This is a genomic window from Duncaniella sp. B8 (assembly GCF_005304985.1).
GTDB classification, from domain to species: Bacteria; Bacteroidota; Bacteroidia; order Bacteroidales; family Muribaculaceae; genus Duncaniella; species Duncaniella muris.
The window spans coordinates 1038812-1058637 of record NZ_CP040121.1 but is presented as its reverse complement, the minus strand read 5'-3'; the positions used below and the strand labels follow the sequence as shown (position 1 = coordinate 1058637).

General features: G+C 53.9%; 14 protein-coding genes. 9 read left to right on the top strand and 5 right to left on the bottom strand.

The window, feature by feature from the left end:
- Positions 1-56: 56 nt before the first annotated feature.
- From FDZ78_RS04805 to FDZ78_RS04795, 3 genes are all read right to left on the bottom strand, one after another.
- Positions 57-974, bottom strand: a complete 918-nt coding sequence (locus FDZ78_RS04805) for a serine acetyltransferase (protein ID WP_136408122.1) — start codon at positions 972-974, stop codon at positions 57-59.
- Between the two features lie 67 nt (positions 975-1041).
- Positions 1042-1764 (bottom strand): potassium channel family protein, encoded by a 723-nt coding sequence (locus tag FDZ78_RS04800; RefSeq protein WP_107032110.1) that lies wholly within the window; start codon positions 1762-1764, stop codon positions 1042-1044.
- A gap of 209 nt (positions 1765-1973) precedes the next feature.
- On the bottom strand, positions 1974-3659 hold the full coding sequence (locus tag FDZ78_RS04795; protein WP_107032109.1) for a tetratricopeptide repeat protein: 1686 nt from the start codon (positions 3657-3659) through the stop codon (positions 1974-1976).
- 228 nt (positions 3660-3887) lie between these two features.
- Between FDZ78_RS04795 and speA the strand changes: the two genes are divergently transcribed.
- From speA to prfB, 5 genes are all read left to right on the top strand, one after another.
- Positions 3888-5789 (top strand): biosynthetic arginine decarboxylase, encoded by a 1902-nt coding sequence (gene speA, locus FDZ78_RS04790; protein ID WP_107032108.1) that lies wholly within the window; start codon positions 3888-3890, stop codon positions 5787-5789.
- A 33-nt stretch (positions 5790-5822) separates the two neighbouring features.
- Positions 5823-6554 carry a tRNA pseudouridine(38-40) synthase TruA gene (truA, locus tag FDZ78_RS04785; protein WP_136408121.1) on the top strand — a complete coding sequence of 244 codons (732 nt, stop codon included), beginning with the start codon at positions 5823-5825 and terminating at the stop codon, positions 6552-6554.
- A 35-nt stretch (positions 6555-6589) separates the two neighbouring features.
- Positions 6590-7723: an ABC transporter substrate-binding protein gene (locus tag FDZ78_RS04780; protein WP_168181941.1), complete on the top strand. Its 1134-nt coding sequence runs from the start codon at positions 6590-6592 to the stop codon at positions 7721-7723.
- Between the two features lie 9 nt (positions 7724-7732).
- The gene (locus FDZ78_RS04775) at positions 7733-8773 is read left to right on the top strand and encodes an iron ABC transporter permease (RefSeq protein ID WP_136408119.1); all 1041 of its coding nucleotides are present in this window, start codon (positions 7733-7735) and stop codon (positions 8771-8773) included.
- Between the two features lie 133 nt (positions 8774-8906).
- Positions 8907-10023 (top strand): peptide chain release factor 2 gene (gene prfB / locus FDZ78_RS04770; protein WP_107032104.1). Its coding sequence is split into 2 segments (ribosomal slippage): positions 8907-8969 and positions 8971-10023, totalling 1116 coding nucleotides; the frame shifts between segments, so codons are not numbered across the junction.
- A gap of 132 nt (positions 10024-10155) precedes the next feature.
- Here prfB and FDZ78_RS04765 read toward each other — a convergent pair.
- Together FDZ78_RS04765 and FDZ78_RS04760 are read right to left on the bottom strand one after the other, a co-directional pair.
- Positions 10156-11604 (bottom strand): sodium:alanine symporter family protein, encoded by a 1449-nt coding sequence (locus FDZ78_RS04765; protein WP_124075725.1) that lies wholly within the window; start codon positions 11602-11604, stop codon positions 10156-10158.
- 219 nt (positions 11605-11823) lie between these two features.
- Positions 11824-13575, bottom strand: a complete 1752-nt coding sequence (locus FDZ78_RS04760) for a phospho-sugar mutase (protein WP_136408118.1) — start codon at positions 13573-13575, stop codon at positions 11824-11826.
- A gap of 430 nt (positions 13576-14005) precedes the next feature.
- On the opposite strand from FDZ78_RS04760, the gene FDZ78_RS04755 reads away from it, so the two are divergent.
- The 4 genes from FDZ78_RS04755 (at position 14006) to FDZ78_RS04740 (ending at position 19762) form a co-directional block, all read left to right on the top strand.
- The gene (locus tag FDZ78_RS04755; RefSeq protein WP_136408117.1) at positions 14006-15151 is read left to right on the top strand and encodes a phosphatidylserine decarboxylase; all 1146 of its coding nucleotides are present in this window, start codon (positions 14006-14008) and stop codon (positions 15149-15151) included.
- A 136-nt stretch (positions 15152-15287) separates the two neighbouring features.
- Entirely contained in the window at positions 15288-16991 is a 1704-nt protein-coding gene (gene gadC, locus FDZ78_RS04750; protein WP_123398856.1) for a putative glutamine/gamma-aminobutyrate antiporter GadC, read from the top strand.
- A gap of 110 nt (positions 16992-17101) precedes the next feature.
- Positions 17102-18436, top strand: coding sequence for an MFS transporter (locus FDZ78_RS04745; protein ID WP_205747845.1), 1335 nt, complete (start codon positions 17102-17104; stop codon positions 18434-18436).
- A gap of 21 nt (positions 18437-18457) precedes the next feature.
- Positions 18458-19762: a porin gene (locus FDZ78_RS04740; RefSeq protein ID WP_123398858.1), complete on the top strand. Its 1305-nt coding sequence runs from the start codon at positions 18458-18460 to the stop codon at positions 19760-19762.
- Positions 19763-19826: the final 64 nt, after the last annotated feature.

Sequence of the window (19826 nt, the reverse complement as noted above, 5' to 3'; positions counted from 1 at the left end):
ATATAGTTTCCTTGGTTTATTCAGTTGTTTTTAGGCCTCAGGCGCAGGCCTTGCGGTCAGCGGGCCGACCGGAAGTTGTCGGCGCGGGCCTGGATGAGTTTTTCTCCAGGCTCTACGTCGCGTGTGACCCAGAGGTTGCCGCCGATGACGGCTCCGTCACCTATGTTTACGCGGCCGAGTATCGTGGAGTTGGAGTAGACAACCACTCCGTTGCCGAGTATCGGGTGGCGGGGAATTCCTTTGACCGGATTGTTGGAGTCGTCAGTGACAAAGCTCTTGGCTCCGAGGGTCACGCCCTGATAGATCTTGACATTATCGCCGATAATTGCTGTGGCTCCGATAACCACACCGGTGCCGTGGTCAATGACGAAGCCTTTGCCTATGCGGGCTCCGGGGTGGATGTCGATTCCGGTGTCGGAATGGGCCTGCTCGGTGATCATGCGAGGCACCACCGGGACCCCAAGCTCCAGCAGGCGGTGGGCTATGCGGTAGCTTACCGTGGCCTTGAAGCCGGGATAGCAGATTATTACCTCATGGGTAGAGGTTGCGGCAGGGTCGCCGAGATAGGTGGCGTCAATGTCAGTGTCGAGGATGTGGCGCAGATCGGGCAGGCTGTCTATAAAAGAGTCGGCCAGAGATCCGGCATGACGGCTTATGTCAGCATCAGGAATTGCGGAGTGATTTTTGTCGAAACAGAGACCTGCGGAGATCTGGCTGGCCAGAAGACCGCGCAGTTCATGGCATTCGATTGTCATGACCGAGCGCATCACGGACGGTCCGCGGTCAGAGTCTGTTAGAAATCCCGGAAACATGAGGCGTGAGGCAAGCTCGACTATACGGCGCACGGCTGAGTTGGAGAGCAGTGGCTCCCCTTCGCCTGAACGGGTCGGGCACACGTGGCGCATGTCTTCCATGCTGCAAAGGCGACCTATCACCTCGTCGATTTCAAACCGCTTGTCCGGGTCCTTTTCCATGATTTCATTTTTGTCCGTGAGATGTCTGCAAAGTTACGATTTTTGGATAGGGTACAAAAATAATTACCTAACTTTTTTGCGTGGCCGCGCCGGAGTCTGTTTTCAGTGTCCGTGTGTACTGGCGTATGAGTGAGGTGATAAACACTGTGAAGAGCGGAAACATGATTATGCCGCCGACCGAAAGGATGCAGCCGAGCACTTTTCCGGCCACCGTGACGGGATAGATGTCGCAGCCGAGGGTGGTGGCGTTCATGCAGGCCCACCAGAGAGCGGTGCCGAAATTGTTGACATCGGCGTTGACTCCCTGCTCGAAGTAGAAGAATATGAGGCTGCCGAGATAGATGAAGGCGGCGAGGATGACTATGTAGGACGAAAGGAACGATGTCAGTCTGTTTCGCGAAAACGCGCCCACAACTATCACCATCGCCATGATGCCGCGGGCCAGGGGTATGAAGCGGATAAAAAACAGCTGCTCCGGTGTGAGCCTGATGCCGAGCACACTGATGATGTTGAGATAGGGGATAGACAGCAGCAGATACAGCAGGCGGTTGCGCGTGTAGCGGAGTTTGTCGGGAGCCAGGGCCAGTTCGATGAAGAAATCTGCCATGAACACTATGCAGACCCAGAACTGGAAGTGCATGTAGAATCCGTCATCAAGAAAGTTGATGCCGTTGAAGGTGTCGATCGAGATGAATACTATCAGCAGAACTGAAAGCGCTATTATGATCCAGTGCAGTATGTCGAGCCGGTAATGGTGCCGGTGTTTTTGTGCCGTTGTTCCCTCGTTCATATTATATAATGGTAAGCGCAGTTTGTGGAATGGATGAAGATGGCCGGGCAGATGCCGCCCTCTGGAATTAAAACGCCCGGCGAGGCAAGGATGTTTGAGTCTGTGGCGGTGTCAGCCGGTGGTATCCATGAAAAAGTCAGCCCCGCCACACTGCATGAAACGCGGTGTGGCGGGGCTGTTGGATTGTGAAGCTTTAATCCGGCGTCTTATCAGAGAACGCTTGAAAGATTGAAGCGGGAAAATTCGAGGTCGTTGGCAGCCTGCTTGGCGAGCTTGTTGTCTAGCTTGATGGCCTGACGGAGGTTTGAAGTCACCATCTGTTCATTGTTGGTGCGGGCACCGAGAATGGCCATGAGATAGTAGGTGGTGGCATCGGGAGCCTGGATGGCTGCGAGGGTTGACTTGGCCTTGCTGTAGTCCTTGGAGAGGATCTGGGCGAGAGCGGCGTTATTGCTCTTGTCATTTCCGAATGCCTTTACTGCGGCGTTTACATCACCCTGCTGGAGGTAATATACACCGAGAGCCGAGCCGAGTTCGGGAACACCGCCGGCCTTGCCGAATGACTGGTTGGCAGCGCGGAGATCGTTGTTGACAAGAGCCACAAGGCCCTGGTTCATTTGGGCTTCAGGAGCCGAAGAGTTCACGCGGGCTGCTTTTTTGAAGCTTGCCATAGCTGCGTCATAGTCACCCTGCTGATAGAGCACCTTGCCGAGGTTGTTGTAGCCGCGGTAGTCGTTGGGATAGAGGTTGGTGGCGGCAGTGTAGATGGCTTTCTTGCGGTTGAGGTCGTCAGTGAGGGTTGCTCCGTAGAGAAGTTCGTCTACGCTGAGGGTAGAGGGATCGGTGTCAAATGCCTTGTTGATCTCTTCATCGCTCTTGCCGATCACGTTGACGCTGGCAGTGATGCGAGAGTAGCGGAGCTGCGGGAGGATTTCGTCGGCGAGCTGGTCAAACACGCTTGAGAGGTTGCGGATTTCACGTTCGCGCTGTTCAGGGTCCTTGTACATTGAGAGCACGCTGATGATGAGCTCCTTGTCCTGGATGTTGCTTGCGGCCACGAGCTTCTGGAAGCCTTCCCAGTCTTCTGGAGTGAAGTTTGCGGTAAGTTCGCCGAATTCAGTCACTTTGTCCTTCTTGAGCTGATTGGTCAGATAGCCCTGTGTGTTTGTCTCGCGGTTTTGGGCGAGTTTGGTGTTGAAGTCGAGCGAACCGTCGGGTGAAGCGTATGACTGGATGTTGATTTCCTCGATCTTTCGGCTTTCATCGCCGGCAGCGGCCTTGATGTCGCGGTTGAGGCGGAGCACTTCATCGCTCTTGAGTTCGCTTTCGCGGAGGTTGGCCTGATTGATGAGGAAGTGGATGTCGGCAGAATATTTTTCGTTGATGATGCGCTGGAATTTGTCAGCTGCGGTAGCGGGATCTACGGTTCCGGCATCGGCGAGAGCTGCTGTGGCGATGATGCCGTCAGCCACTTTCACGCGGGGAAGCACATACTGCTTGCCTTTCTGATCGACAGTGAAGCCGAGATACAGTTCCGAACGCTGCATTTCGGGCTGATAGGCATAGTTTACGGGGATTGTCACTGTGCCGCCGTTGTCATAGGAGATGACACGGTTGTTGCCACGTACTTTCTCACCCTGGAATGCCTGGGCGGTGCCGGCCACTTCAGTGCCGTTGAATGTGAGGTAGGGGGTCACTGTCACAGTGGCGTTTTTCACGAAGAATTTCGGAGGAATGTTACCGGTAACGGTAGCGGGAACATTCTGGCCCACTACTTCGAGCGGATTGGGATTGGTGCTGAAGTAATCAGCTGCAAACTGATTCATCTTCTTGCTGCAACCGGTCAGCACGATAGCCGAACCGAAGAGGAGAGAGAAAGCAGATTTCTTATCCATAGCAAAATTTAATAAAATTATGTGATAGGAGTTTTGATGTGATTTTTATGTAGCAAAGTTACAATCTTTATTGTTAATATCCCAAAATAATGAAAATAATTGTTGCAAAAAGATCCCGATTTGGCGAATTAGTTGTACTTTTGCCGGATAATAACGCGCGATAACGCGCTTTACAGACAGTTAAACCTATAAAATTCAGAAACAATTCAGAAAAAAAGAACAGAGCCGATGAGAAGATGGCGTATTGAAGACAGCTCAGAGCTGTACAACATTCAAGGTTGGGGTCGACAGTATTTCTCCATCAACGAGAAAGGCAACGTGGCCGTTACTCCTCGTGAGGGTTATGCTTCGGTTGATCTGCGTGAGGTCATGGACGAACTGCAGGTCAGAGACATTACCTCGCCAGTGCTGTTGCGCTTCCCCGATATTCTTGACAACCGCATCGAGAAGATTTCCAACTGTTTCGCTTTAGCTTCAAAGCAGTATGACTATAAGGCACAGAACTATATAATCTATCCCATCAAGGTCAATCAGATGCGTCCTGTAGTCGAGGAGATCGTCACTCACGGCGAAAAATTCAACATCGGTCTTGAGGCCGGGTCCAAGCCGGAACTCCACGCTGTGCTTGCCACCAACATCAAGGAAAACGCGCTGATCATCTGTAACGGATACAAGGATCAGACATATATAGAGCTGGCTCTGCTTGCCCAGAAGATGGGACGCCGCATCTATCTCGTGGTTGAAAAGCTCAATGAACTGCGCATCATCTCGGAAGTGGCCAAGCGAATCGGCATAGACCCAAATGTAGGCATCCGCATCAAACTCGCCTCCTCAGGCTCAGGCAAGTGGGAGACAAGCGGCGGCGACCAGTCGAAATTCGGTCTCAACTCTTCGGAGCTTCTTGAAGCGCTTGACTTCATGGAGCGAAACAAGATGAAACACTGCCTGAAACTGATCCACTTCCACATCGGCAGCCAGATCACCAAGATCCGCCGCATCAAGAATGCCATCCGCGAGGCCACCCAGTTCTACGTGCAGCTCACCAACATGGGATTTGACATAGAATTCATGGACATAGGCGGTGGCCTTGGCGTGGACTATGACGGAACCCGCAACTCCGCATCGGGCAGTTCGATGAACTATTCTATCCAGGAGTATGCCAATGACGCAGTGTCGGCCATCGTGGATGCCTGTGAGAAAAACGGCCTCAAGCAGCCCAACATTATCAACGAGAGCGGCCGCTCGCTGACCGCCCATCATTCCGTACTGGTGTTTGAAGTGCTTGAGACAACGCAGCTTCCCATCTGGAAAGACTCTAAAGATATTCAGGAAGAAGACCACGAACTTGCCAAAGAACTCTATGAGATCTGGGACAAGCTCAACCAGCAGCGTCTTCTCGAAAGCTGGCATGACGCCCTGCAGATCCGCGAGGAGGCTCTTGACCTGTTCAGCCTCGGCATGCTCGATCTCCGCACCCGTGCCCAGATCGAGGAACTTTTCTGGAGCATAGCCCGCGAGGTAGGAGAGATCGCTGACAATATGAAACACGCTCCAGAAGAGCTGCGTAAGGTGGCCAAGATGGTACCTGATAAGTATTTCTGCAATTTCTCGCTCTTCCAGTCGCTGACCGACTCATGGGCCATCGACCAGGTGTTCCCGATCATTCCTCTGTCGCGCCTTGACGAAAAGCCATCACGCACATGCACCCTCCAGGACATCACCTGCGACAGCGACGGCAAGATCTCTAACTTCATATCCTCGCAGGGGGGCACGGCAAGTTCTCTTCCTGTCCACCCTGTGAAGCCCGGCGAGCCCTACTATCTCGGAGTCTTCCTCGTAGGTGCCTATCAGGAGATTCTCGGTGACATGCACAATCTCTTCGGCGACACCAACGCCGTCCATATCTCGGTCTATAAAGACCGTTATGAGATCGACCGTATCATCGACGGCGAAACCGTGGCCGATGTGCTCGACTATGTGCAGTTCAACCCGAAGAAACTTGTGCGCAACGTGGAAGCCTGGGTGACATCGTCTATGAAAGCCGGACGCATCACTCCCGAAGAAGGACGCGAGTTCCTGAGCAACTACCGTTCGGGCCTTTATGGCTATACCTATATTGAAAAAGACTGATAACCCGCCGATGCGCCGATACGGATTCAGCCTATGAGATATTTCATGCAGCTCTCTTACCGCGGTGCGCCTTTCCACGGCTGGCAGTGTCAGCCGGGCGAGGTGACAGTCCAGTCGGTTCTCGAAGACGCTCTGTCGATGATCCTGCGCCGCGAAATGAAAATCACCGGCGCCGGACGCACAGATGCCGGAGTCAACGCGCGCATGATGGTGGCCCATTTTGATCTTGACACCCCTCTGGGCGATGCCGGAGAGCTTGTCAGGAGGCTCAATGCGGTTGTCGGCAAAGATATTGCCGTGCAGAAGATCTATGAGGTCGAGCCTGACCGCCATGCGCGCTTCGATGCCGTCAGCCGAACTTACCACTATTATGCGGTCACTGAGAAGACCCCGTTTTTCTACCCCCTGAGCTGGAAAGCCCCGGCCACGCTTGATTTCGATGCCATGAACCGTGCGGCCGAAATACTGCTTGAGACCTCTGATTTCACATCATTCTCAAAGCTTCACACCGATGTCAAAACCAACATCTGCCGTGTGAGCTATGCCAGATGGGAGAGGCTCGGCGAGCATGAATGGGTTTTCGTCATTACTGCCGACCGCTTTCTGCGCAACATGGTCCGCGCCGTAGTGGGAACTCTCGTCGACGTGGGCCGCGGTAAAATGACCATCGGGCAGTTCCGTGAAGTGATTGACCGCCGCGACCGCTGTGCGGCCGGGACCTCGATGCCGGGAGAGGCTTTGTTTCTCTGGGAGGTCAGATACTGATCTTGTCAAACAACCTATTAAACACCTTCTTGATTGTGAAGAGTTTCTTGTCTCTCTCTCTTGCTTTGTCAGCCACAGCCGCCATCCTGACGTCATGCAGCGGTGCCGGCTCTTCTGCCGGGGCTGAAGTGTCAGGCGACACTCTTACTGCTGGAGCTGATCTTCTGACGCTGGTCGACTGTGGAAGTTATGTAGTGGCTGACATTAAAAATCCGTGGGACAGCACCCGCCTGCTTCAGCGCTACGTGCTTGTGCCTGACTCTGCCGGAAATCCCGAAGGACTGCCCGAAGGTACGGTGGTGCGCACTCCTTTGCGCAATTCGCTGGTCTATTCAGGCGTTCATGCCGGAGCCATCCGCGACCTTGGTGCCATTGATGCCGTCAGGGGTGTGGCCGATGCAGGCTATTTCACCGTAGCTGAAGTGAAAGCCGGGCTGAAATCCGGCGCGGTGATGGACGTAGGCTCCTCAATGTCGCCTGACATTGAAAGAGTCACGGTGCTCGGACCTGATGCCATACTCGCATCGCCTTATCAGAATTCATCCTACGGACTGATAGAACGTCTGGGCATACCGATCATAGAGTGTGCCGACTATATGGAATCGACCCCGCTGGGCCGTGCCGAGTGGATAAAGCTGCTCGGCGAACTCTACGGTTGCCGCCATGAGGCCGACAGCATCTATAAGGAAGTCTCGGCGGAATATTCGCGCCTTGCCACACGTGCCGCCTCCGCAAGCTCGCATCCCAAAGTGATTACCGAGCGGCTGACCAACGGCGTGTGGTTTGTGCCCGGAGGCCGCAGCTACATGTCGAGCATCATAACCGATGCCGGAGGTGTGAATCCCTGGGCTGACACTCCTGACGCAGGTTCCATACAGCTTGATTTCGCATCTGTTTTTGACAAAGCCCATGACGCCGACATATGGCTCATACGCAACTACGGCCCGGAACTCACTCTCTCGGAACTTAAAAGTTCCTATGACCTGAACTCCAGGATCAAGGCTTTTGAAAACGGCGATGTCTACGTGGCCGACACCTCTACGTCGACTCTCTTCGATGACTTCCCCTTTCATCCTGAAAAACTGCTGCGCGAATACATCCTTCTTTTTCTTGGCCCTGACTATGCCGGCACGGACAAGACGCAGTATTATCAACGTATAGAAAAATGATATAGCACCATGACCGGCCTGCCTGCGCTTTCCTCCCGCCGCGAGCGGATTTCGCTCTGGGGACTGCTGTTCCTGACACTCGCACTCTTCGTGCTCTGCCTATTCATCGGCTCAGTCTGCATTCCTGCCAGTGAAGTGCTGACGGTGCTGACCGGCGGAGAACCTTCCAGAGAGTCGTGGGCAGTGATAGTAATCGGCTCACGGCTTGTCACGGCCATAGTGGCGCTGCTTTCCGGCTCGGCACTCGCCATAGCCGGCCTGATGCTCCAGACCACGTTCGCCAATCCGCTTGCCGGGCCCTCGATACTCGGAGTCTCTACCGGATCGAGCCTTGGGGTGGCCATTGTGATGCTTGCCTTCGGCGGAGCTCTCGGCTTCGTGGGTGAATCGCTTGGCATAGTCCTCGCCGCCATAGCCGGAGCCATGCTCGTGCTGGTGCTGCTACTGTTGTTTTCGCGCATACTCAACTCCTCGGTCATGCTTCTGATAGTCGGAATCCTTGTGGGCTATCTCAGTTCCTCGGCCGTTTCGCTTCTGAACTTCTTTGCCACACAGGAAGGAGTCCATTCATTCGTCATCTGGGGCCTCGGATCATTTTCGGGAGTCTCGCAGTCGCGTCTGCTGGTGTTTGCCCCGCTTGCGCTTGTGTTCATCGCGCTCTCCATGCTCATGGTCAAGCCCCTTGACGCCATGCTCCTCGGCGATGCCTATGCTGCCAACCTCGGAGTCGATGTGCGCCGTTCGCGCAACAGACTCCTCATTCTGTCAGGAGTACTGACAGCGGTTGTCACAGCCTTTTGCGGACCTATAGCCTTTGTCGGCATGGTGGTCCCCCACGTGGCCCGTCTGCTCACCCGCAGTTCCCGTCACCTGATACTGATACCCGCCACGGCTCTTGCCGGAGCCGCCTTAGGACTGCTCTGCGTGCTTCTGAGCGTGATGCCCGGTTCGCGCGGCATAATTCCGATCAACGCCATCACCCCGGTCATAGGTGTCCCTGTCATCCTCTATGTCATACTCAACCGCCACCGGCTCAACCTCTTCGGCTGACCGGCCCCGCCTGCGTTACACGTGGCGTTTTCGCAGGTGGAAAATAATGCTTACCTTTGCAGCCGGAAAATCACTCCGCAGTGCTTTTCCCGCCAAAAATAAACGAAATATTCACCAAGCGACTGATTAAAATATGATTACTCAGGAACAATTAAAAGAGACTTTTGAGCGCAAGCTGGCGCTGAGGAGGTATCTTTGACATCGACAGCAAGAAAATCCAGGTAGAGGAGGAAGAACTCCGCACACACGTGCCCGATTTCTGGGAGCATCCCAAGGAAGCCCAGGCACAGATGAAAAAAATCAAGGATCTTCAGGCGTGGATCGTAGGTTATGAAGAGATTGACAAGATTGTCAACGAACTCCAGATCGCATGGGACTTTCTCAAGGAAGGTCTTGTAGAGGAATCGGAGATCGACGCTCTCTATGCCGAAGCCATCACCAAGATCGAGAATCTCGAACTGCGCAACATGCTCCGCCGCGAGGAAGACAAGCTTGGAGTAGTGCTCAAGATCAACTCCGGTGCCGGCGGTACCGAAAGCCAGGACTGGGCCTCGATGCTCATGCGAATGTATCTCCGCTGGTGCGAGGACCACGGCTACAAGACTTCGATCGCCAACCTTCTCGAAGGTGACGAGGCCGGAATCAAGTCATGCACCATCAACGTTGAGGGCGACTTCGCCTACGGCTATCTCAAGAGCGAGAACGGCGTTCACCGTCTGGTGCGCGTGTCGCCTTACAATGCCCAGGGCAAACGCATGACCTCATTCGCATCAGTGTTCGTCACCCCGCTTGTCGACGACACCATCGAAGTCAAGGTTGATCCCGCCCTGCTTTCATGGGACACATTCCGTTCGGGTGGTGCCGGCGGTCAGAACGTCAACAAGGTGGAGTCAGGTGTGCGTCTGCGCTACCAGTTCACCGACCCCTACACCGGCGAGCAGGAAGAAATCCTCATCGAGAACACCGAGACGCGTGACCAGCCCAAGAACAAGGAAAACGCCATGCGTCAGCTCCGCTCTATACTCTATGACAAAGAGCTCCAGCACCGCCTCCAGGAGCAGGCCAAGATTGAAGCCGGAAAGATGAAGATTGAATGGGGATCGCAGATCCGTAGCTACGTCTTCGACGACCGTCGCGTCAAAGACCACCGCACCAACTATCAGACCAGTGACGTGGGAGGTGTGATGGACGGCGATCTCGATGCCTTCATCAAAGCCTACCTCATGGAATTCGCCGGAACCGAAGAATAAGAGCAACCTCTGAGAGGCACTCGGAAAGCCTCCGGACCGAAAATATCATAGCCCTTGGCTCCTGCATGCCGTTAGGAGCCAAGGGCTATGATATTTTTTTCAACTTCACAAGTCAATGGAATAGGCGTGGTCTCACTCCCAGCATTCCGTCTCGGAGGCGATTTCGGGTATTGTCGAAGACCTGTAGACCGGATCTTTGCCCTCTCGCTTCTGATCCTGATAGTCTTTGAGCAGGCGTATGGCATATTTGCCGAGCATGATGATGGCCGCGAGGTTACAGAGAGTCATGAGCGCCATAGTGATATCGGCGAAACCCCAGACGAGGTCAAGTGACACCACGGCCCCGGCATAGACTATGGCTGCCACCAGCAGGCGATAGATCCTGACTGCAAGGTCGCTGTTGCGTATAAAGCGGATGTTGGTCTCGCCGTAGTAATAGTTGGCTATTATGCTTGTGAAGGCAAAGAAGAAGATGGCCACACTGACGAAGATCGAGCCGAAACGATGGTCTCCGCCAAGTCCGGCGTCTATGGCCTGCTGGGTCAGCACTATTCCGTCATGGCCTCCGGTATAGATTCCGCTGCAGAGTATGATGAAAGCCGTGGCTGTGCACACCAGCAGAGTGTCTGTATAGACACCGAGAGTCTGAATCAGCCCCTGTTTCACCGGATGGCTCACCGAGGCGGTCGCAGCGGCGTTCGGAGTTGACCCCTCGCCGGCCTCGTTGCTGAACAGACCGCGCTTTATGCCCATCACCATTGCCGCGCCCACCGAGCCGCCAAGAATTTCATCGGCCCCGAAAGCATTCCTGACAATCAGCATCATGATCTCCGGAAAGCGGCCTATGTTCATGGCTATGATCACCAGAGCCAGCACTATATATGCGATAGCCATCACAGGCACCACTATCTCGCTCACCCGCGAGATGCGCTGCACACCGCCGCAGATGATGGCGAGAGTCAGCAGGCAGAGAACCCCGGCCGTCGCCTCGCGAGGAATGGCAAACGAGGCATTGAGTGCATCTGAAATGGTGTTTGACTGCACTGAATTGAACGCAAAGCCGAAAGTCAGCGTGATTAGCACGGCGAAAGTCACCGCCCACCAGCGTTTGTGCAGACCCTTGAGTATGTAATAGGCCGGACCGCCCCGGAACGACTTGTCGCCCTTGACCTTGAAAAGCTGGGCGAGTGTCGACTCGACAAACGCGCTTGCGGCGCCGAGTATGGCGATGACCCACATCCAGAACACCGCTCCCGGTCCGCCGAGAGCTATCGCCGAAGCCACGCCGGCAAGATTGCCGGTGCCGACGCGTGAGGCTATCGACAGCGCGAATGCCTGGAATGAACTGATGTTGCCGTGAGCAGGAGCGTCGTTTTGGCGGCGGTCGTTGTCGCGCCTGCCTGATCTGACAAGCAGATGCAGCATCTCGCCTGCCATTCTGAACTGCACGCCGCGGGTCCTGACTGTGAAAACCACGGCCACGATCAGCAGCACTGTAACTAATACATAGTCGGTGAGCACACCGCTGACAGCGTTGACCGCGTTTTGGAGAGCGGTGCTGAAACCTGAGGAAGGATCCATATGATGATTATATCAGGAGTTTGTAGGTTGATGGATGGTGTTTAAGGTGCGTCGGAGAGGAGGAGAAAAAACAGAGAGCACCTGATGTAGAGATAACGGATATAAGCCTTGCAAGGTTTTGGGTCCGCGTCAGATCTCTCCACATCAGGTGCCCTCTATATTACCTGCCGGGCAGGCAGGGGATTGCTCTTGTCTGTCTCAGACAGTGCCTGGCTTTTTTCAGGCGATGCCGAGATCCTTCTTGAGTGCCTCGATCTTCTCCTCGGCGAGTTTGCCGCACTTGTCATAGTCCTCGATCTTTTCCATCGGAACCTTGACTTCCATGTAGAACTTGATCTTGGGCTCTGTGCCTGAGGGGCGAACAGAGACCTTCGATCCGTCTTCAGTGAAATACTGGAGAACGTTTGAGGTCCAGGGAAAATCGAGTTTCTCGGTAGTGTTGCTTTCCACATCGGTCACGTTGAGTGTGCCGTAGTCCTTGATAGTCTTGACGGGGCTACCTGCGAGAGCCTTGGGCGGATTCTCGCGGAAGCTCTTCATCATGGCCTGGATCTCTTCGGCGCCGGTCTTGCCGGGGCGTACCACAGAGACACCTACTTCGTGGCTGAAGCCATACTTCAGATAGATGTCGGCAAGCATGGCCTGGAAGTCCATGCCCTTGTCCTTGGCCCATGCGCAGGCCTCGGCCATGAGCGAGATAGCTGACACGGCGTCCTTGTCGCGGCAGAATGTCTCGGCCAGGAAGCCATAGCTTTCTTCGCCGCCGCCAAGATAGCGGAGCACGTCTTCATTGTCGCGCATCACGGCTGCGATCCACTTGAAGCCGGTGTAGCAGTCAAACAGGCGCACGTTCATGGCCTCGCAGATTGCCTTGATGGTCTCGGTGGTCACGATGGTCTTCACGGCAAACTCATTGCCCTTGAGCAGACCGAGTTCCTTGTTGCGGGTGATGATGTAGTTGAGAAGGATCATCACGATCTGGTTGCCGTTGAGCAGCACATATTCGCCGCTGTTGTCACGGATGACACAGCCGATGCGGTCAGCGTCAGGATCGGATGCCATGACGATGTCGGCGTTGACCTCCTTGGCCTTGGCGATAGCCATTGCCATAGCCGAGGGTACTTCGGGGTTGGGCGATTCCACGGTGGGGAAATCTCCGCTGGGCACGTCCTGCTCGTCAACGTGGATGATGTTTGTGAAGCCGTAGTTGCGGAGCGATGCGGGAATCAGTTCAACGCCGGTGCCGTGGATCGGAGTGTAGACGATCTTCAGGTCTTTGTGGCGTTCGATCACATCGGGGCTGAGTGAAAGGCCCTTGATCTTGTCGAGATACACCTTGTCGACATCGGCGCCGATGATCTGGATCTTGGACTTGTCGCCCTCGAACTTGATTTCCTTGACGCTCTTGATGCGGTTCACGTGGTCGATGATATTGACATCATGCGGCGCGATGATCTGTGCGCCGTCTTCCCAGTAAGCCTTGTAGCCGTTGTAGATCTTCGGATTGTGCGATGCGGTGATGTTCACGCCGCTCTGGCAGCCGAAGTGACGGATGGCGAATGAAAGTTCCGGGGTGGGGCGGAAACTGTCGAAAAGATAAACCTTGATGCCGTTGGCCGAGAAGATATCGGCTACGATTTCAGCAAACTTGCGCGAATTGTTGCGCACGTCATGGCCCACGGCCACGCTGATTTCGGGCAGATCCTTGAAAGCTTCTTTAAGATAGTTTGCAAGGCCCTGGGTGGCAGCGCCTACGGTGTAGATATTCATTCTGTTTGAACCGGCTCCCATGATACCGCGGAGACCGCCGGTGCCGAATTCCAGATCCTTGTAGAACGATTCGATAAGTTCTGTCTTGTCATCTGCGTCAAGCATGCGCTTTACTTCCAGACGTGTTTCTTCATCATAACCGTCACCGAGCCATACCTGGGCTTTGGCGGTAACTTCTTTAAGCAGTTGTTCGTTTTCCATATTAATATAGGGGGGAGTATAAATGATTTCTGTAGTTTTGGCACAGCAAAAAGATAGCAGGTTGGTGCGCTATGGTTTTTCTATGGTGGATAAGGCAAATTTACTGCCTTTTATGGAAATAACAAAGAAAACGTCCCAAAAATGTTAAAACCATCTATAAAATAGGTTAAGAGTTCTTTATCCGAGGTGTGGGGGCCGGATCAGGGGAATGTTAAACAGGGAGCGGATTAAGATGAAATAACATTAAAAAATGTGAAACCGAAAAGATTTCCAGCTGTTTATGTGTTCATTAATCAATGCAAGGTGAAATATCCGCATTGGCGATATTGACACAAAAACACACAGCCAAGACGGTGGCGGAGAATACTTCTTCCAAGCCTGATTGACTCAGATATAAATATTTTACAAACTAAAAAACACATCAATTATTATGGCTGACAAGAAGTATTCTCCTGCAGTGCAGGAACTCGCTGATCTTATCAAGGAAAACAACTGGGAAGACAAGTTCCATCAGGCTATCGCAAATGTCGTGGCCTACAAGATTCCAGGCCTTTCCGACATGAAGACCATCGAAGACTATCTCGATTACCTTGAAGCTTACATGCACTGGGTACCTGCTGAAAACAAAGAAGGCACACACGTCTACCAGCACCTTTTCCGTTCATTCTTCCTCCTGGATCAGGAACCGGTCAAATCGCTCCAGACTCCGTGTGCGCCTGCCGACCGGCAGCCCGAACTCACCCCGCTGTCAAAATGGATGACCAATTACTGCTATGCTATCGGCGACTGGCTTGACAGTCCTGAGTCAATCACTGATGACAGTGTCAAGTCGTTCTATGACTGCGCCGTCTACAACATGGACGAATATCTCGAACCACGTGGCGGATGGAAGACATTCAACCAGATGTTTGCCCGTCACGTGAAACCCGGCTACCGTCCTATCGCCGCCATTGACGATGACAAGATCATAGTCCATCCGGCCGATGCCTGCTTCGGAGGCCAGTGGGAAATCCGCCCTGACACCCATGTGCGCATCAAAGGTCTCGACTGGAGTATCGACGAGCTTCTCGAAGGCAGTCCATATAAAGATAAATTCAAAGGCGGCATGTGGTGCCACTCATTCCTGAGCTGGACCGACTATCACCGTCAGCATGCTCCGCTCTCAGGCATAGTCCGTGAAGCCCGTGTCATCCAGGGCGCATGTTATGTCGACCTTGTCGCAGTGCCTGACAAGGTAAATCCCGCCACCAACCAGGTTGAGGCATGGCGTGCCATTGCCCCTGACCAGGCCGGCTACGAATTCATGCAGACTAGGGGGCTTATTGTCCTTGAAACAAAATACGGCTACGTGGCTGTTCTGCCTATCGCCATGCCGCAGGTTTCATCAGTGGTCATCACAGCCGAAGAAGGCATGGCTCTTAAGAAGGGCGATGAAATCTCTTACTTCCAGTTCGGCGGTTCGGATATAGTCTACCTCTTCTCCGCCAATATGAATGTCTCTATGTCAGCCCATCTCGGCACACACTATAAAGTCGGAACCAAGATCGGCGAAGTCTATCCTGTAGTGGAGCTCTGACGCGCCGGACTCTTATCGGCCTCCTGTTCTAAGGAATGACCGATTACTCATCTTATTGACAGACGGGGCCGGCATTACCGCCGGTCCTGTCTGTTTCCGTAAGTTTCCCGTTTCACATTTAATTTCTGATATATATATGGCTAATTCTAATCCCTCAAAGCCGGGTCCGCAGGCCAAAGGCGGCAAAGCGCCGCAGGCTTTGATCTCAACAGGTGCCATGACTGTGATGATCATCACCACTGTAGTAAGTCTGCGAGGACTTCCGTCACAGGCTGAGTTCGGCATCCAGTCCATATTCTACTATCTTTTCGCCGCAATCGTCTTTCTGATTCCGTTTTCGCTTGTCTGCGCCGAACTTGCCTCTACCTACACCCATTCCGGCGGTCTCTACCGCTGGGTCGCCGAGGCTTTCGGGCCGAAATGGGGCTGGACGGCTATGTATCTCGAATGGCAGACCCTCGTGATCTGGTTTCCGGCCGTGCTCATGTTCGCTGCGGTCTCGCTCGCATATATATTTTGGCCTGAATCATTTGACGCCAGGCTGTCGGCCAACAAGATATATACCCTTGTCGTGGTGCTTGCCGTCTACTGGATCACTAACTTCATAGCCTTCCGTGGCATGAAGTCATCAAAGATTCTGAGCACTCTCGGCGGTCTGTTCGGCACCATAGTCCCCGGCGCGATTCTTATAATACTCGGTGTGGCCTATCTCTGCATGGGCAAACCGATAATGCTTGCTCATGAGTCATTCTTCCCTGACTTCTCCAAGATAGGCACCATAGTGCTTGCCGCTTCCATCTTCCTCTTCTACGGAGGCATGGAGATGAACGCCGTTCATGTGCAGAACATGAAGAACCCTGCACGTCAGTTTCCGCGCGCCATCTTTCTTGCCGTGGCCGTGATCGTGCTCCTGTTCGTGTTCGCCACTCTGGCCATCGGTTTCGTAGTGCCTGCCAAGGACATCAACCTGCTGGCCTCGCTCCTTGTGGCCTACAATGATCTCTGGGCTGCTGTCGGAGTGCCTTGGCTCGGCAATGTGATGGCCCTGCTGATAACCTTCGGTGTCATCGGTCAGGTCAGCGTCATCATCGCCGGTCCGTCGACCGGTCTTGTGGCCGTTGGCGAGAGCGGCTATCTGCCCCGGAGCCTTCAGAAAACCAATGCGCAAGGAGTCAACAAGCCTATCCTTTATGTCCAGGCCATATTTGTCAGCCTTCTGTCGCTTGTCCTGGTGGTTCTGCCCTCTGTCGAATCGGCCTATCAGGTAATGTCACAGATGGCCACAGTGATTTATCTGATACTGGTGCTGATGATCTATTTCGCCTTTATCCGTCTGCGTCACACCCAGCCGCAGAAACAGCGCGGATTCCGCATCCCCGGCGGTAAGCTGGGCGAAGTCGTGGTGGCCGGTATCGGTATCCTCGGCGCTGTCGTGGCTATGGTGCTGAGCTTCTTCCCGCCGTCACAGATCAACACCGGCAGTCCGGTGGTCTACGTGCTGATCATATTCTGCGGTGCGCTGCTCTTCTTCTGTGTGCCTCTGATCGTCTTTTCGAAGCGTAAACCGTCATGGCGAAACCCGAAAGCCAATTTCTATCCCTTCGACTGGCAGATAGAAAACCGAAGGCCATCGGAAGTGTCGAAATGGAGCCCGACCTATCAGCCCACACCTGCACAGATAGCCGGAACCGATGCCCGTATTCTTGCCGAGGAAAACGGCGCCACGCCCGCCGAGGCCGAAAAGATTGCCGCCGAAGCCGAGAAGGCCTATGACGGATCTGAAAATCCCCAGGCCGAGGCTTATGATATATTGGATAAAGACAAAGGTACGGGGGCATAATACGAAATTTTCATACATGCCGGTGGGAGACTGCGGCCCGTTTTCGCGGAGCCGCAGCCCCTGCCCGCATATTCCAGGGCTCTACCATCCACCTTCATAAAAACATGAATATGAGAATCAACACCGGAAAGGGCACCATCTCTCTGATAACCCTGATTGCCATATGGTCGATATCCCTTACCGTCAATCTGCCTGGGCTTGCAATAACGCCGATGCTTGGCAATCTTGACAAAATATTTCCCCACACATCGGAACTGGAGATTCAGCTTCTCACCGTGTTGCCGAATCTTTTCATTATACCTTTCGTATTGCTCTCCGGCAGGCTGTCTCTGTCAAAGAGCAAGGTGAGAATAGTGGTGGTAGCGCTTGCCATCTATCTTGGCAGCGGACTCCTCTACTTCTTTGCCCGTAACATGGTAGATCTGATAGTCATAAGCTGTCTGCTCGGCATTGGCTGCGGTCTGCTCATCCCGCTTGCCGCCGGACTGCTTGCCGACACATTCGTGGGGAAATACCGTATGCGTCAGCTCGGCATAAAATCAGGCATATCCAACATGGCTCTTGTAGTAGCCACATTTGTGGTAGGCTGGCTCAGCCACGGAAACTGGCGTCTGCCCTTTCTGGTCTATCTCATTCCGGCCATCCCGCTTGTGCTCTCAGTCTTTTTGCGGGGCATACCCAAAGCCGATCTGGCTCCCGCTCCGGCTGCCCCTGATCCGAAAATGAAAGCATCGGCAAAGGCAGCTGCAAAGGCAGCGATAGCCGGATCGCCAGCCGGAGCAATCCGGACGGCACCCCCTGGCTCTGCCGGCCTGTATGATCAGTACGGTTATATCGGTAAGGTGAGAGGCGGCTTCATACTCTCCCGTACGTGGTCGCTGATAGCGGTCTATTTCTTTGTCTGCTATGCTACGGTCATCGTAAGCTACTACACCCCCTTTCTTATGCAGAGCGAGGGTCTCGATGATTCTGACGTAGGCACTGTCACTGCCATATTTTTCCTCGCTGTCTTTCTTCCGGGCTTCATCCTGCCGTATATTATCAAGACATTGCGTCAGGCCACCTTGGTAGTATCGTCGGTAGTAATGATCGCGGGGATCGTTTTGATGGTGGTCTGCCACCGTTTCGGACTGATGTGCATGGCGGCCTCCCTTGTCGGCTTCGGCTACGGAGTGTTTCAGCCGGTCATCTATGACAAGGCCACCCAGATAGTCACCGACCCTGCCAAAGCCACACTCGCACTTGCCATTGTGCTTGCCGCCAACTATATCTCGATAAGTGCCACGCCCTTTATAGTCGACTTCTTCAGAGATATCTTTGATCCGCACCATCTGAACAATGCCTTCGCCTTTGAATTCAACGCTATTCTGCTGGCCGCATTCACGGTGATAGTCATAGTGCTGCGCAAATCGTTCGTCTTCCGCATCGACAAGTCATATTATTAACAAAAATACGTTTTCAAAAAAATGAACAGCCTCATACGTTTCGCAGCTGTAGTTCCGGCCTTGTGCGCGTTTGCCGGAGCATCCTCCCAGAATCATCCCCTTACTCCTCAGGAGGGAGAGGTGACAATAATCAATCCCTCGGCCACTCGGTCTGATTCGGGCCTGACCGTGATAAACATCTACAATATTTTTCTCCAGAACGCCCCGAAATCACACAAGAAATCCGGAGTGCCTAATTTTGCCATAGAAGGCAAGAACAAGAAATTTTATCTCGGCATAGGAGGCACGGCAAAAGCCACCCTGTCATATGACTGGGGCGACCCCATTGACAACGGCTTCAACTTCACCACATCGTCGATTCCCATGAACCCGCGAAAGGGCGACGGCGGATTGGTGCAGTTCAGCGCTGCCACAAGCGGACTCTATCTCAACTTCGTGGCCCTTCCGGGCGACAAGAACCAGCTGGGTGTCTACATTGATTTCAACCTCACCGGCAACAGCTATGGCTTTGACCTGCAGTATGCCTACATAAAATACCGCGGATTCACCGCCGGTTATGACTACAGCCTCTTCTCTGACATGGCCGCCGCACCTCCGAGCATCGACAATGAAGGCCCCTGCGGATTCACAGCCATACCGAACGGAGTCCTCGACTACCGTCACAGCTTCGGGCAGCACTGGAGTCTTGGAGTAGGAGTCGAGATGCCTATGGTCTCCGCAACCACCGGCGAGAAAACCTATGTGGTCAACCAGCGCGTACCTGACATACCAGCCTATGTGCAGTATTCATGGGGCGGAGGCAAAAGCTGGATTCGCTTTTCCGGCATTGTCCGCAATATGCTCTATCGCGACGAGATCGCCGACAAGAACCGTGACCAGGTAGGCTGGGGCGTGAAGATGAGCGGAAGCGCCTCGCTCACACCGTTGGTGACAGCCTATTATCAGGCTGCCTATGGCGAAGGAATCACAAGCTACTTCCAGGATCTCTATGAAGGCGGCCTCGACATGGTGCCTGACGGAAGCGGCCGTCTAAAAGCTGTCAAAGCCTGGGGCGGCTACTTCGGACTGCAATACAACATCTCTCCGAAAGTCTACGCCACAACCACCTACAGCCACCTCCGCAACTACGCCCCTGACTACTCCGGAGGCTCCACCGCATGGGACAGCCAGTACAAATACGCGCAATACGCCCTTGCAAACGTCATCTGGCAGATATCTCCCCACCTCTCCACCGGCCTGGAATACATCTACGGACGGCGTGTCGATATGTCGGGCCTCTCACACCACGACAACCGAATCCAGACCATGCTCCAGGTCACATTCTGACCTGCCACAAAGCACAGCCGGCATCCGGACCTCGGCAGGATGCCGGCTTAAACTACGCTGTGCG